The sequence below is a fragment of the Beijerinckia indica subsp. indica ATCC 9039 genome (assembly GCF_000019845.1).
Lineage (GTDB): Bacteria > Pseudomonadota > Alphaproteobacteria > Rhizobiales > Beijerinckiaceae > Beijerinckia > Beijerinckia indica.
On record NC_010581.1, the window covers coordinates 287171 to 300843 of the forward strand.

The following is a 13673-nucleotide window of genomic DNA, read 5'->3' on the forward strand; positions in this document are numbered from 1 at the left end:
TGAAAATCTCTTTATCTCTCTTCTCATCGGGGGATGGAGAGGGGACGAAGGCTTCCCGTCGAGGCGAAGGAAGCCGGCCCGCAAAGCCTGTCCGCGAAAACTTGTCCACGGCCATAGGCCTTGCATCACCCGTGGCCTCCCCATAGATGAAAGATCTGCTCTTCGTGGAGAAGAGGCGGCGTTTCCTGGAGTTTCGATGCGCGATTACCCGTCCTTTCCGGCTTTTTCCCAGGCTTCTTCGCCCGAAAGCTGGCACGGCACGACCATTTTGATGGTCAAGAAAGGCGGCCGAACGGTGATCGGCGGTGATGGTCAGGTGACGCTTGGCCAGACGATCGTCAAGGGGAATGCCCGCAAGGTCCGTCGGCTCTCCAAGGGCGATGTCATCGGCGGTTTCGCCGGTGCGACCGCGGATGCCTTCACTTTGTTCGAGCGGCTCGAGGCCAAGCTCGAACAATATCCCGGACAATTGATGCGCGCCTGCGTCGAACTCGCCAAGGATTGGCGGACAGATCGCTATTTGCGCCGGCTTGAGGCAATGATGCTCGTCGCCGACAAACAGGCGGGGCTGGTCTTGACCGGCACCGGCGATGTGCTCGAACCCGAGATGACCGAGCAAGGGAGTGTCATGGGCATTGGCTCCGGCGGCAATTATGCGCTGGCGGCCGGCCGCGCCCTGCTCGCCACGGAATTCGACGCCGAGACCATTACGCGCAAGTCGCTCGAAATTGCCGCCGATATTTGCGTCTACACCAATCGCAATCTCATTATCGAATCGATTGATGCCTGAGCCTGCAAGGGTTTGGGCTTTCTTCTCCTCATTTTTTACGCGATGCCTTCATGACCGATTTTTCACCCCGTGAAATCGTTTCCGAGCTGGACCGCTATATCGTCGGGCAGAACGATGCCAAGCGTGCCGTGGCCATCGCGCTGCGCAACCGCTGGCGCCGGCTTAAGCTTGAAGGCGCGATGCGCGAGGAGGTTTTGCCGAAAAACATCCTGATGATCGGCCCGACCGGTTGCGGCAAGACCGAGATCGCCCGACGCCTCGCCAAGCTCGCCAATGCGCCTTTCCTGAAGGTCGAGGCGACGAAATTCACCGAAGTCGGTTATGTCGGACGCGATGTCGAGCAGATCATTCGCGATCTGGTCGAGACGGCGATCGTCATGGTCAAGGCGGAAAAGCGCAAGTCGCTCGAAGCAAAGGCGCATCAGTCGGTCGAGGAACGCCTGCTCGATGCCCTGGTCGGCGCCAATGCCGCGCAGACCACGCGCGATTCCTTTCGCAAGAAACTTCGCGACGGAGACCTGGAGGATAAGGAAATCGAGATCGAACTGGCGCAGGCTACGGGCAATCTGCCGATGTTCGATCTGCCAAACATGCCGGGTGCGGCGGTCGGGGCGATCTCCATCGGCGATATTTTCGCGAAATCACTGGGCCGTTCCACCAAGCGCCGGCGCAGCACCGTCAAGGAGGCGCGCGAACCGCTCCTGGCCGAGGAAAGCGAAAAGCTGATGGATCAGGAACAGATCATCGCGCAGGCCATTCATTCCGTTGAGAATAATGGCATCGTCTTTCTCGATGAAATCGACAAGATTTGCGCGCGGGAAGGACGTGGCGGCGCGGATGTTTCACGCGAAGGCGTGCAGCGCGATCTTCTTCCCCTGATCGAAGGGACCAGCGTCGCCACCAAACATGGGACGATCAAGACCGATCATATTCTCTTCATCGCCTCGGGCGCCTTTCATGTCGCCAAGCCTTCCGATCTCTTGCCGGAATTGCAGGGCAGACTGCCGATCCGCGTCGAGCTGCTGCCCCTCAATGAAGAGGATTTCCGCCGAATCCTGACTGAAACGGAAGTCAGTCTTATCAAGCAATATGAGGCTTTGCTCGCGACCGAGGGGGTGAACTTGGTCTTTACGCCGGAGGCGGTGAGCAGTCTGGCAAAGGTCGCCGTGCAGGTGAATTCCAGTGTCGAAAATATTGGCGCGCGGCGTTTGCAGACGGTGATGGAGCGCGTGCTCGATGAGGTAAGTTATACAGCGCCGGACCGATCCGGACAGACGATCACGATCGATGCCGCCTATGTCGAGAAGAATATCGGCGATCTCGCCAAAAATACGGATCTGAGCCGGTTCATCCTGTGAGGTCACGGCGAGAGCATCTGACCCAAAAGTGGCTCCCCCTTTTTTGGATCAATCTGATGCGTTTTCAAAAAAGAGAGAGCATCGGATAGGAGTCCGGTGCTCTAAAGCATAATCTCCGACAATTGGGGGATTATGCGTTAAAACAAAAAGATAGAGAGCATTTTCTGACCAAGCTGGAAAAGAAAATGCTCTTAGGAGCTGCTTTCGCGCCTAATTCAATGCGCGGTGTCCTCATGCTTCTGGTCTTTTGTCTCTTCCTTTGAAGGTTGCTGCCCTTCCTTGGTCGCGCTGCCAGTCTCGGGGGCCTTTTCATCAAGCGAGTGATAGCGGGGCGTGGTCTCGGCCGGATTGGTGGGGCTCGGCGCGTTTGGATTCGGGACCGTGGAATAGGTCGGCCATTTCCGTTCGGGCTGATATTCGGGCAAATTATTTTCCTGACTCATTTCAAGGCAGGTCAGGACCTCCACATAGCTCGGCATGACCGAGGCGCTGGAGGCGACGCAATTTTCCTTATCCTTCGGCTTGAACTTCTTCCACTGCGCTTTCAATTGCTGGCGGGCCTGTTCCTCATCTTGAAGACAGCCCGTATAGGCGGCGCGTTTGTCCTCGGTGCCGTAGTTTTGGGCTTCCTTGCAGGTCGATTTGACGTCGAGCACCGGAACACCACCGGTATCGTCACGCCCACGTTGAGCAGCCGTTGCCGGCAAAGCCAGGCAAAAGAGGACAGCGCCCGCTGCGGTCAGAACCAAGGACCGCGGAAAACAAGGCAACATCAATTTCTCCTCTACAACCCGACAGGCCTAACCCCTATGGCACAATCCATCGCGAGGGGATGGGTAGATGGGGACAATAGAGCAAAATCCAGCAAAATGGGAAGCGTCTTGCCTGGATTCGTCCAGGACTAATGCGGTTTCCCTTTGCTGGAAGGGCAGGCCGATCAGTCGCTCAGCGACTCAATCGCTCAGTGACTAGTATCCACCCTCATTGAATCGCGACTCGTCGTGGTTCGATGAGGACAAGTGGATAAGTTTAAAAAGTGACGGTTCGAGAATCTGTGATTCTCGATACTAGGGGCCGGCATTGGGAAGGAGCGCGGAAGAAGGCGAGGCGAGCATCATGGCAAGAGGGACGTCGTCGATCGACACAGCCTGTTGCAGGAGCGTTCCCTTCGCATCAAAGCTTTCGAGCAGCCAGACATGGCGGGTTCCGGTCGAAGTGATTCGCTGAGAGACGATCGGTGAGACAGGATTGTCCACGTCCGCGATCTTGATCGAGAGATCAATGGAACCCCGACCCAAAATCTCGCACAGGGTTTGAGCGGTCGCTAAATCCTCCAGCTTGAGAAGATCAAGGGTGAGAGGATCGCGCACAGCGTTTCGCTTATCCTCGAAATGCCAAGCATGGAATTGGATCATCTTCAGCAAGGGAAAAGCAGGGTCCGCATCAGGCCGCGCCGGCTCCTGAAATTCCAAGGGGGTCGCCAAAGCCGCCTGACGAAGGATCCTCGGCAGATCGTCGACCTGCAAGAAATGCTCGAGAATGACCCCATCCGGGCCGCGAAAGACGATTTCCCAAGCCCGCGTCAAGGCGGTGCTTCTGACCTCTGCAACCACGCCGTCGGTCAAGGCTATTTTGCCCGTGATCCGGCCTTCGCCCAAGAGGTGCTGGATGAACTGGATGTCTTTCGTGCCGAGCTCGGTCAGATCGAAAAGGATTTCTTCCTCATCATTCCCATCATCAACCCCTTCGAGGAGGGCGATGGCGAGCCGATCGAGAAGACGTTTGCCGGCCGTGGAGCAATTGTTTGGCGCGCCTTGGAAATAAGCGATTTTCCCATTCGAATCGCCAAGCTCACGATCGGGGGATGGCGTCGTAGGGGCGAACTCGGCAAGGGGATCTCGCGCATCATTGCGGTATGGTCTCGGCCTGCGGCCTGAGGGAAGGGGCATAGGCGTTTCTGGAAGGACAGACGCGAGATGCTTTCTATGATGGGGCTCTTGCGTCATCCGTTATTCTGCTCCAATTGAAAGTATATATGAGCGCGATACTATAATATCTTGACGTTTCGCTCGTTATTGCCGCGTCTATTGACAGTCCAGTCGGAAGCTGTCCTCCCAGGTTTATTGTTGATAGGCGTTATGTTTTTAATTTTAATAGGGTATTCTGAATATAGTCAACAGAATCCCCAATCGCCGAGTTTGCTTGATTGCACAGCTTCAAGAGACAAATGTGACAGATTAAAGTCGATGATGACGCGTCAAGAATACGCATGCCGATCGTTAAAAGTGGATAAATGATGGGAAATTACAGCAATAAAACATGGGGCTGCCGCTGAAATGCGGATGTCTTTAAATTCCCGTGGGTCGATGCGGCATTCCGAGCGAAACTTAAAATAAATTTTATTATTCGAGAAAGAATCCGCCTGAAACGGGCGCATGGTGAAGGGGACAATGCTGCGGCTTGCCTCGCCTCAAAAATTTGTCCGGCTGCGCAAGGCTGCGGCGAGGGTTCCTTCATCGAGATAATCAAGTTCGCCTCCGACCGGAACGCCATGGGCGAGGCGGGTGATTTTGACGGGGAAGGCCGCCAGACTGTCGGTGATGTAATGAGCCGTCGTCTGGCCGTCGACCGTGGCATTGACCGCCAGAATGACCTCGCGGATCTCGCCTTGGGCGACCCGCTCGGTCAGGCTCTGAAGATTGAGATCCTTGGGGCCGACCCCATCGAGAGGCGAAAGCGTGCCGCCGAGGACGTGATATCGGGCAGGCAAGGCGGCGGCGCGTTCGAGTGCCCAGAGATCGGCCACGGTTTCGACGACCACCAGCAAAGTGGGGTCGCGTTTGGCGTCGGCGCAGATGGTGCAGGGATCACGCGTGTCAATATTGCCGCAAATCTGGCAGGGGATCAGATGATTATATGCTTGTTGCAAGGCCTCGGCGAGGGGGCCAAGAAGCTCCGTGCGCTTGCGGATCAGATGCAAGGCCGCTCGCCGGGCCGAGCGCGGACCAAGGCCCGGCAGGCGGGCCAGCAAATGAATGAGCCGCTCGATTTCCGGTCCGGCAATAGGCGCTGTCATCAGAATCGCGATTAAGAATCGAAGTGAAGGGTCGGGTTTGAGGAAGAGCTCAAGCCAAGTAACTCAAGCCAACGGATAAATCAGAAGGGCAATTGCATGCCGCCGGTGACTTCGCGCATTTTTTCTTCCATGATCTGTTCAGCTTGGTGCCGCGCATTCTCATAGGCCAAGGCAACGAGATCCTCGACAATCTCCTTTTCCTCCGGTTTGAGGAGAGAGGGATCGATCGAAACGCTGCGAATCTGTCCCTTGACGGTCAGGGTGATCTTCACGAGGCCGCCGCCGGCGTGACCTTCGACGGTGATTTGCTCCAGAGCGGCCTGCATGTCCTGGACTTTGGCCTGCATGGCTTGAGCCTGTTTCAGGAGCCCCATCATATCCTTCATGACCTTGTCCTTTCTGGTCTCGCCTCAACGATCTGATCTAGTATCCACCCTCATTGAAGCGCGGCTCGGCGCGCTTCAATGAGGGTGGATAAGTTTAAAAAGTAACGGATCGAGAATCTGTGATTCTCGATACTAGAGCGGGATGAGTTTAGGTCGAATCGCTTCGCGATTAGAAGTCTTTGATCCCACTCTATATTTTTAAGTGGAGCAGATGCGAAACATCGCATCGTACTCTAGCGCTGGCGCGCTCAACGATCTTCATCCATTTCGAATTGATCGGGAAAAGCGACATCATCATCGCTCTCCGCCGAATCAGCGGCAAACGGTTGATCCTCTGGCACCGTGGCGGGCGCCTCATTGGGCCGAACGGCGATGATTTGCGCGCCGGGAAACTGGCTGAGGGCTTTGCGTACCAAGGGGTCGGCCTCAATGCCCTGCCGCACGGCCGCCGCCTGTTTCTCGGCTTGCTCCTTGAGCGTCAAGGCGGCTGCCCCGCCCGAAGTCTCGCTGGCGATCGCCACCATCCAGCGCGTGCCGGTCCATTCCTGGAGCCGGCGCATCAGGGTTTGCGCCAATTGCGGCGACGCACCAGGTGCGAGGGCAAATTCGATTGTGCCTTCCTCGAAACGCACCAGCCGGACATCGCGTTCGAGCGCCGTTTTGAGTTGAATGTCGCGTTTTTCGCCGGCCAGCGCCACCAAGGCGCCGAAGCTCTGGAGACGTATGGCAGGCGCCTGCGCAAGGCCCGGTTGAAGAGAAGGAGCCGAAACGGCGAGGGGGGCCATGTGAGAAGCGGCTTGAGTTGCCGCTTGCGCTCCCAGACGCGAACTCGTCACCAAGGGCGACCCGAGGGAAGGTCCAGAGGCTGAGGGCAGGGAGGGCTGGACGCGGGATCCGGAGACGGCATCCGTTGAGCCGTCCCGTCCGTGCGGCGAGGGGGGCGTTTTGGCGAGTTGCCGCAGCACAACGTCGGGTGTCGGCAAATCGGCTGCATAGGCGAGGCGGACGAGAACCATATCGGCACAAGCGAGCGGCCGAGGCGAATCCTTTACCTCCTGCAAGCCCTTGGTCAGGATTTGCCAGGCCCGTGTGAGAACCATGACGCTCAAGGTTCCGGCCATCGCGCCGCCGCGGCTTAATTCCTCCGGTGTCGCGGCCGCGTCAAAAGTGTGGGGGCTGAGCTTCAAGCGTGTCACGAAATGCACGAATTCGGCAAGTTCGACGAGGACCTGAGCTGGATCGGCGCCGCAATCATGCAGGTTTTTCAAATCCGCCAGCGCCTTGGCCATGTCACCCCGCATGACCGCCTCAAACAGATCGATGATCCGCGCGCGGTCGGCGAGCCCCAGCATGGCCTGCAGGTCCGTCGCACTGATTGGCTGCGCGGAAGAATGGGGATCGGCTTGCCCTGTCCCGTGGGCAATGGCCTGATCAAGCAGCGACAGCGCGTCACGCACAGAACCTTCCGCGGCCCGAGCGATGAGGCCCAGGGCTTCGCGTTCGATCAGGACATTTTCTTTGGCGCAAACGCTCGCGAGATAATCGATGAGCACGGCGGGCTCGATGCGGCGCAGATCGAAACGCTGACAACGCGAGCGCACCGTGATCGGCACTTTGTCGATCTCGGTCGTCGCGAAAATGAATTTGACGTGTTCCGGCGGCTCTTCCAGAGTTTTCAACAGGCCGTTGAAAGCCTGTTTCGAGAGCATATGCACCTCGTCGATGATATAGACCTTGACGCGGGCCGAGACCGGACGATAGCGCGCGCTTTCGATGATCTCTCGGATGTCGTCGATGCCTGTATGCGAGGCGGCATCCATTTCAATGATATCGACGTGGCGGGATTCGATGATCGCCTGACAATGGACGCCGAATCGGTCCATATGCACCGTCGGTTTCTCGATCGCGGGCTGGCCGTTCTCAGCAGGCACTTCATAATTGAAGGCGCGGGCGAGGATGCGCGCTGTCGTGGTTTTGCCGACACCGCGCACGCCGGTCAGGAGATAGGCTTGATGGATGCGGTCAAGGTCGAAGGCGTTCGACAGCGTCTTGACCATGGCCTCCTGGCCAATCAAATCCTCGAAACGGGACGGGCGGTATTTGCGCGCCAGAACCAGATAGGGTTTGGGCGTGGAAGCTTGAGGAATAAGAGGAGAAACCGGGGAGGGCGGAGCCGCGTCGTTCTGGATGCGCTCGTCTGGCATTTGCGCTGGCCTGTCCCCAACCTGCGCGGCAGGATTGCATCGGCCGCGGAATTTTCGGCCTAAAGCATTTTCAAGCGAAGCTTGCTTGCTCCGTGTCAGGAAAATGCAGTGATTAAGGCGTTTCGATTTTCAAACGGAATATGTTCGGTGGGAGGCTGGACAGAGACCCGCCCGGGCTCGTTAGGGCTGCTTCCTTCCGGACCTGACCCGGTTGGCGAGTGGTACGTCCACCGCCAACCTCCCGATCCCTATTTGGACTGTCGGCGCGATTTTCGCAACCTCGCGAGCGAAAATTATCATCGACCAGACAGACGTCGCTAAGCGTCTTTGGGTGGAATTGGCTGTTTGTCTGAATTTTCATTTCATTTTCTTTTTTTGTTGGACAAGCGAAGAAGCAGGATCTGGTGAGCTGGTCCGCCGGGAGCCCGAGGATCGAGAATCTTAGATTCTCGATCCGTCATTTTTAAACCGTATCCACTTATCCTCAATGAACCACGACGAGTCGCGCTTCAATGAGGGTGGATACGAGGAGGAAATCATGGCCGCGATAAAACCTTATCTCTTTGCGGTCGAGCCCACGCCTTCCGAGCCTTCGGCGGAAACGGGTTTCGCCTTGAACGGGCTCGACCGTCTGTCGCAACGGCGCGAGGATGCCAATTTTCTACAGGCGATGACGGAGGCGCCCTCGACCCGCACCCTCGTCTTTTCAGGCGACATTCCCGTGCTGAAACGTTGCGGGACGGTACATGAGGCGACCTTTACCCTCGCCGAGGCGGCCCATCTCGGCATTGCCCGGGAAGCTGCCTTTCTTGGCGTCGATGCGGCCGGCGAGGCCCTATTTGCTTTATTGCTCGAAAGCGTCCTGCCGGAAAAGCAGCAGGAGCGCGACGATATTGCCATGATCGATTTGCGCACCATTGCCCTGCAAGGACTGGTCGCGCCATTTATGCTCGGTCGGCTCGGTGAGGCCAAGAGCCTGCTCTACTGGCATTCGCGGCATCGTTTCTGCGCCAATTGCGGGACGAAAACGCAAGTCTCCGTTTCCGGCTGGCGGCGTCATTGCCCGGCTTGCGAGGCCTCGCATTTTCCCCGCACCGATCCGGTCGTGATCATGCTGGTGCAAGACGGCGCGCATTGCCTGCTCGGACGGCAGGCGGCTTTTCCGCCGCGCATGGTCTCCTGTCTTGCGGGATTCATGGAATCAGGGGAAACGATAGAGGATGCCGTGCGCCGCGAGGTTTTTGAGGAAGTGGGCATCGGTGTCGGCAAGGTGACCTATTTCGCCTCGCAGCCCTGGCCGTTTCCAGCCTCGTTGATGATCGGTTGCCTCGCCGAGGCGCGGAGCCGGGATCTGGTGCTCGATCACGAGGAACTCGAGGATGCGCGCTGGTATTCCCGCGCCGAAGTGCGCCAGATGCTGGAGGCGCCCCTGCCGGAAGGGCCGATCTGCCCGCCGAAATTGAGTATCGCCAATTTGCTCCTGCGCCGCTGGGCTTCCGAGAGTTTAACCTTTTGACTTTGGCGCCGCCCTGTTGAACATGCCCGGATTTCACGAAAGCGACGGGATAGACAGCCATGCCGGAACACAGTTCAGACACGGGCAACAACAAGGCCCTGGTCCTGTTTTCCGGCGGCCAGGATTCCACGACCTGCCTCGCATGGGCGCTCGATCGATTCGCCTTTGTCGAGACGATTGGTTTTTCCTACGGACAGCGCCATGTGATCGAACTCACGCAGCGCCAAGTGGTGCGCGCTTCGATCGCGCGGCAATTCCCGGCCTGGGCTGAGAGGCTTGGGGACGATCATCTCGTCACCATCGAGGCCCTAGCGGAGATTTCGCAAACCGCGCTTACGCGGGATATGGCCATTGAAATGGATGCGCAGGGCCTGCCCAATACATTTGTGCCGGGGCGTAATCTGCTCTTTTTGACTTTCGCCGGCGCGCTCGGCTATCGGCGCGGCCTCAAACATATCGTCGGCGGCATGTGCGAGACGGATTTTTCCGGTTACCCCGATTGCCGTGACGACACGGTGAAGGCCATGCAAGTCGCGCTCAATCTCGGCATGGATCGCCGCTTTGTTTTAGAAACGCCCTTGATGTGGCTCGATAAGGCGGAGACTTGGCGGCTCGCCGAAGCGCTCGGCGGCCAAGCCCTCGTCGATCTCATTATCGAGGAGACCCATACCTGTTATCTCGGCGAACGCGGTGCGCTTCACGCCTGGGGACATGGCTGTGGTCAATGTCCGGCCTGCGTCCTGCGGGCCAAAGGCTATGCGGCTTATCGCGACGGCGTGGCTTAAGCCGGAAACGATGGAAAGAAAATTTTCGCGCGGGCCTTTGTAATAGTTTCGGCCGGCCGAACGAAAGATCTCATGTGGCCAAGTTGAAGCCATATCCGCTGAGAAGGATTCAGCATGAGATCGATTTTGAAAATCACGGGATCGTCCCTGGCCGCGCTTGCAGCCATTTTCTCACTCTCATCGGCGGCTGTCGCCCAGAGCTTGCAGGAAAGAGCGCACGGCACCCTTTATACGATGAGCAATGCGGTCAATGGCAATGCCATATTGGCTTTTCGCCAGACGGAAACAGGCGAGCTTTCTCCCGCGGGCTCATTTCCGACCGGTGGCCTCGGCACGGGTGGCGGCCTTGGCAATGCCGGCGGGCTTGTCTTGAGCCAGGACCAGCATTGGCTCTTTGCCGTCAATGCCGGCAGCAATGAAATTTCGGTTTTTGCGATAGACGATGAGGGCCGCCTGAGACTGGCTTCGAAAACAGCCAGCGGCGGTGGGCAGCCCGTCAGCATCGCCGTCGATGATGATCTCGTCTATGTGCTGAATGCGAATAGCGATCTCATCAATGGATTCAGGCTTAAGCGGGACGGTCGTCTCGAACAGATCCCAGGTTCCCTGCGCGCATTGGGCGGAACCGGCACCAATCCCGCCGAGATTGCCTTTAGCCCCGATGGCCAGAGCCTTATCATCAGCGAAAAGGCCACGAATCGACTCGCTGTCTTCAAAGTCGATCGCGCGGGCCTGACCGATAATGCGCCTGGGCTCGTGCCCTCGGCGGGGCTCACGCCCTTTGGCTTTGCCTTCAGCCACCGCAAAACGCTGTTGGTTACAGAGGCAGGTGGCGGCACCAATGGCAGCACTCTTTCTTCCTATCATCTCCGTCGCGATGAGTTGCCTGTTCTGGTCGATGGCGCGGTTCGAACGACACAGAGCGCGGCCTGCTGGGTGGCCGTGACACCCGACGGGCGATATGCCTATACGAGCAATGCCGCGAGCCAGTCGATTACCGGTTTTCGGGTCGCGCCCTCAGGCGATCTGACCCTGCTCGATGCGGATGGAGTAACGGCCAGCACTGCGGGCAATGGTAATCCGATCGACAGCGTGATTAGCCGCGACGGGCAGTTTCTTTATGTGTTGAGCGCCGGCAAGGACACGATCGGCGCCTTCAAGATCGGCCATGACGGTGGCCTCACGCCGATCGCTGCTTTGCAAGGGCTTCCGGCGAGCGCCAATGGACTGGCCATCCGTTGAGACGATCGTTGCGATGAACTGCGGAAGCGGCGCTTTGAACGAGAAAGGCTCTCGCTCTTCATGCGCGCGCTTCTTCCGCCTGAGCCTTGCTGCGTGCGGATTTGCCAGCGGGTTTGGGCATGCGGCCGGGTTTCGAGCCGTGGCGATGGGCTTGCGTTTCTCCGGCATGGCCCGCCATGCCGTGAGCGTCCGGAGCCTCGGCGCGCTCGATCCGGACCCCTTCCGGATCGGGTATCCGAATATTCGCGGCAAATTGCTCCGCCACCGGGATCGCGACTTCAAATTTCGTCTCGCGCTCGAAAATCTTGATCGCTCCGATGGCGCTCCGGCTGATTTTGCCGCGTCGGCAGATCATCGGCAGCAGCCAGCGGGGATCGGCATTCTGCTTGCGCCCAATGCCGAGCTTGAACCAGATGGCGCCCGCGTCACCGAGCTGACCACGCCGCGCGCCCGCGCCTTGGCGCGAATCGGGGCCGAAACCGGGATCGCGCACTTCTTCCGGCGCCGGCCGATGTTCCCGCAACAGGCGCGCGAAAGCGGCGGCAATGGCTTGCGGCGGATAGGCTTCGAGCAGCATGGCGGCGCTGGCCTGATCGTCCTCGCCAGCCGCTTCCATCAACAGGGGATCTTGCAGCAGGCGTTCCTGATCGAGCTTGCGAATCTCTTCCGCGCTAGGTGGGGCCTGCCAGACAATGGGAAGACCCAGCGTCTTCAAAAGCTGCTCGGCGCGGCGGCGGCGTGAGGGGGAAGCGAGCAGCACGCTCAATCCCTTGCGTCCCGCACGGCCGGTGCGGCCGCTGCGATGCTGCAGAGTTGCGGCATCATTCGGCAGGTCGGCATGGATGACGAGACCGAGATTCGGCAGATCGATGCCGCGCGCCGCGACGTCCGTCGCAACGCAAATGCGCGCGCGGCCCTCGCGCAAGGCCTGCAAGGCGCGATTGCGCTCGTTCTGGCTCAATTCGCCGGAAAGTAGGACGGCGGAAAAGCCGCGCTCGGACAAAAGCGCCTGCAGATGACGCGAGGATTCCCGCGTGTTGCAGAAGACGAAAGCGCCTGGCGCCTCGACTTGACGCAGGAGATTGACCACGACATGAGGAATCTCGTCGGGCACGACCCGCACGAGACGATAATCGATATCGGCATGGCCACCCGCGGGCGCCGTCACGGAAATACGGGCGGCATCGCGCTGATAGCGTTGGGCCAGAGCCACGATATCTCGGGGCAGGGTCGCCGAGAACAAGAGCATGCGCCGTTCGGGCGCCGCTGCGTCAAGCAGGGTGGTCAGATCCTCGCTGAAGCCGAGATCGAGCATTTCGTCGGCTTCATCCAGCACGACGGCCTTGAGATTTTGCAGGTTCAGGGCGCCGCGTTCGAGATGATCGCGCAGGCGGCCGGGTGTGCCGACCACCACATGCGCGCCTTGATCGAGGTCGCGCCTTTCACGGCGCGGGTCCATGCCGCCGACGCAAGTGACTAGCCGCACGCCCGCATAAGCATAGAGCCAACTCAATTCGCGATGCACTTGCAAGGCGAGTTCGCGAGTCGGAGCGATGATGAGCCCGAGCGGCGCATTGGGCGCCACCGGCAGCGGCTTCTCGTCCGCGAGGAGGGCGGAACCGAGCGCCAACCCATAAGCGATGGTCTTGCCCGACCCCGTTTGCGCCGAGACCAGCAGGTCACGGTTGCTGTCTTCCCATTCGAGGACCGCCGCCTGGACAGGGGTCGGCTGATCATAACCGCGCTCGGTGAGAGCGCGGGCGAGGCTGGGGTTACGGGTGGAAAAGGTCAAGGGCGGGTCGATCCTCGCGGGGGGAGAGGGGGAATAGAGTGGATCTCGTGAACGTCCGATCGGCAGGCGCGTAGAACACCATCGTCGGCACGGAACCGGACGCTGTAACGCACTCTGTTTAAGGGGTCGTCGTGACGTTCGGACGAAATTATTTCTTGCCGAAGCTCAAATTGCCAAAGCGCGAATTGAAGCGCGACAGACGGCCGCCACGGTCGAGCAATTGCTGCGTGCCGCCAGTCCAGGCCGGATGCGTCTTGGGGTCGATGTCGAGGTTCAAGGTCGCCCCTTCCTCGCCATAGGTTGAGCGGGTCTGGAATTCGGTGCCATCGGTCATGACGACCTTGATGAGATGGTATTGCGGATGAATATCGGCCTTCATCGGACGTGTCCTTAAAAGAAACAAAAGCGCCCGAGGCATGGGGAGCCACGCGGGCTCGCCTCAGGCGCACCTTTCTCTCCGCCGCCCTGGAGCAGGGAGAGGGATGAATTGGAAATGTGCCCATGCCTATAGTCCGATCGGGACA

At 58.9% G+C, this 13673-nt stretch carries 12 protein-coding genes and 1 other RNA gene; 5 read left to right on the top strand and 8 right to left on the bottom strand.

The features are described 5' to 3' along the window. Positions 1-196 precede the first annotated feature (196 nt). The gene (gene hslV / locus BIND_RS01250) at positions 197-790 is read left to right on the top strand and encodes an ATP-dependent protease subunit HslV (RefSeq protein WP_012383264.1); all 594 of its coding nucleotides are present in this window, start codon (positions 197-199) and stop codon (positions 788-790) included. Positions 791-840: 50 nt separating this feature from the next. Then, positions 841-2148: an ATP-dependent protease ATPase subunit HslU gene (gene hslU / locus BIND_RS01255; RefSeq protein WP_012383265.1), complete on the top strand. Its 1308-nt coding sequence runs from the start codon at positions 841-843 to the stop codon at positions 2146-2148. Between the two features lie 215 nt (positions 2149-2363). Here hslU and BIND_RS19910 read toward each other — a convergent pair whose 3' ends face one another. The 6 genes from BIND_RS19910 to ffs form a co-directional block, all read right to left on the bottom strand. Further along, a complete protein-coding gene (locus tag BIND_RS19910; protein ID WP_012383266.1) occupies positions 2364-2921 on the bottom strand; it encodes a hypothetical protein in 558 nt (185 codons plus the stop codon). Between the two features lie 294 nt (positions 2922-3215). Beyond that, entirely contained in the window at positions 3216-4097 is an 882-nt protein-coding gene (locus BIND_RS01265; protein WP_041777866.1) for a hydrogenase expression/formation C-terminal domain-containing protein, read from the bottom strand. Positions 4098-4618: 521 nt separating this feature from the next. Then, a complete protein-coding gene (recR, locus tag BIND_RS01270; protein WP_012383268.1) occupies positions 4619-5224 on the bottom strand; it encodes a recombination mediator RecR in 606 nt (201 codons plus the stop codon). Between the two features lie 80 nt (positions 5225-5304). After that, entirely contained in the window at positions 5305-5610 is a 306-nt protein-coding gene (locus tag BIND_RS01275; RefSeq protein WP_012383269.1) for a YbaB/EbfC family nucleoid-associated protein, read from the bottom strand. Between the two features lie 248 nt (positions 5611-5858). Next, entirely contained in the window at positions 5859-7814 is a 1956-nt protein-coding gene (locus BIND_RS01280) for a DNA polymerase III subunit gamma/tau (protein ID WP_012383270.1), read from the bottom strand. A gap of 146 nt (positions 7815-7960) precedes the next feature. Further along, positions 7961-8057: signal recognition particle sRNA small type (gene ffs, locus BIND_RS20400), an RNA gene on the bottom strand. A gap of 295 nt (positions 8058-8352) precedes the next feature. Between ffs and nudC the strand changes: the two genes are divergently transcribed. The 3 genes from nudC (at position 8353) to BIND_RS01295 (ending at position 11357) form a co-directional block, all read left to right on the top strand. Further along, positions 8353-9330, top strand: coding sequence for an NAD(+) diphosphatase (nudC, locus tag BIND_RS01285; RefSeq protein WP_012383271.1), 978 nt, complete (start codon positions 8353-8355; stop codon positions 9328-9330). A gap of 59 nt (positions 9331-9389) precedes the next feature. Further along, positions 9390-10115: a 7-cyano-7-deazaguanine synthase QueC gene (gene queC / locus BIND_RS01290; RefSeq protein ID WP_012383272.1), complete on the top strand. Its 726-nt coding sequence runs from the start codon at positions 9390-9392 to the stop codon at positions 10113-10115. 114 nt (positions 10116-10229) lie between these two features. Further along, on the top strand, positions 10230-11357 hold the full coding sequence (locus tag BIND_RS01295; protein ID WP_012383273.1) for a lactonase family protein: 1128 nt from the start codon (positions 10230-10232) through the stop codon (positions 11355-11357). 58 nt (positions 11358-11415) lie between these two features. On the opposite strand, the gene BIND_RS01300 is transcribed toward BIND_RS01295, so the two are convergent. Next, positions 11416-13149 (bottom strand): DEAD/DEAH box helicase, encoded by a 1734-nt coding sequence (locus tag BIND_RS01300; RefSeq protein WP_012383274.1) that lies wholly within the window; start codon positions 13147-13149, stop codon positions 11416-11418. Positions 13150-13297: 148 nt separating this feature from the next. Then, positions 13298-13528 carry a 50S ribosomal protein L31 gene (rpmE, locus tag BIND_RS01305; protein WP_012383275.1) on the bottom strand — a complete coding sequence of 77 codons (231 nt, stop codon included), beginning with the start codon at positions 13526-13528 and terminating at the stop codon, positions 13298-13300. Positions 13529-13673: the final 145 nt, after the last annotated feature.

Bases quoted from the DNA above. Each gene is read 5' to 3' on its own strand.
- hslV (WP_012383264.1), top strand. From the start codon at position 197: ATGCGCGATTACCCGTCCTTTCCGGCTTTTTCCCAGGCTTCTTCGCCC.
- hslU (WP_012383265.1), top strand. From the start codon at position 841: ATGACCGATTTTTCACCCCGTGAAATCGTTTCCGAGCTGGACCGCTAT.
- BIND_RS19910 (WP_012383266.1), bottom strand. From the start codon at position 2,921: ATGTTGCCTTGTTTTCCGCGGTCCTTGGTTCTGACCGCAGCGGGCGCT.
- BIND_RS01265 (WP_041777866.1), bottom strand. From the start codon at position 4,097: ATGCCCCTTCCCTCAGGCCGCAGGCCGAGACCATACCGCAATGATGCG.
- recR (WP_012383268.1), bottom strand. From the start codon at position 5,224: ATGACAGCGCCTATTGCCGGACCGGAAATCGAGCGGCTCATTCATTTG.
- BIND_RS01275 (WP_012383269.1), bottom strand. From the start codon at position 5,610: ATGAAGGATATGATGGGGCTCCTGAAACAGGCTCAAGCCATGCAGGCC.
- BIND_RS01280 (WP_012383270.1), bottom strand. From the start codon at position 7,814: ATGCCAGACGAGCGCATCCAGAACGACGCGGCTCCGCCCTCCCCGGTT.
- nudC (WP_012383271.1), top strand. From the start codon at position 8,353: ATGGCCGCGATAAAACCTTATCTCTTTGCGGTCGAGCCCACGCCTTCC.
- queC (WP_012383272.1), top strand. From the start codon at position 9,390: ATGCCGGAACACAGTTCAGACACGGGCAACAACAAGGCCCTGGTCCTG.
- BIND_RS01295 (WP_012383273.1), top strand. From the start codon at position 10,230: ATGAGATCGATTTTGAAAATCACGGGATCGTCCCTGGCCGCGCTTGCA.
- rpmE (WP_012383275.1), bottom strand. From the start codon at position 13,528: ATGAAGGCCGATATTCATCCGCAATACCATCTCATCAAGGTCGTCATG.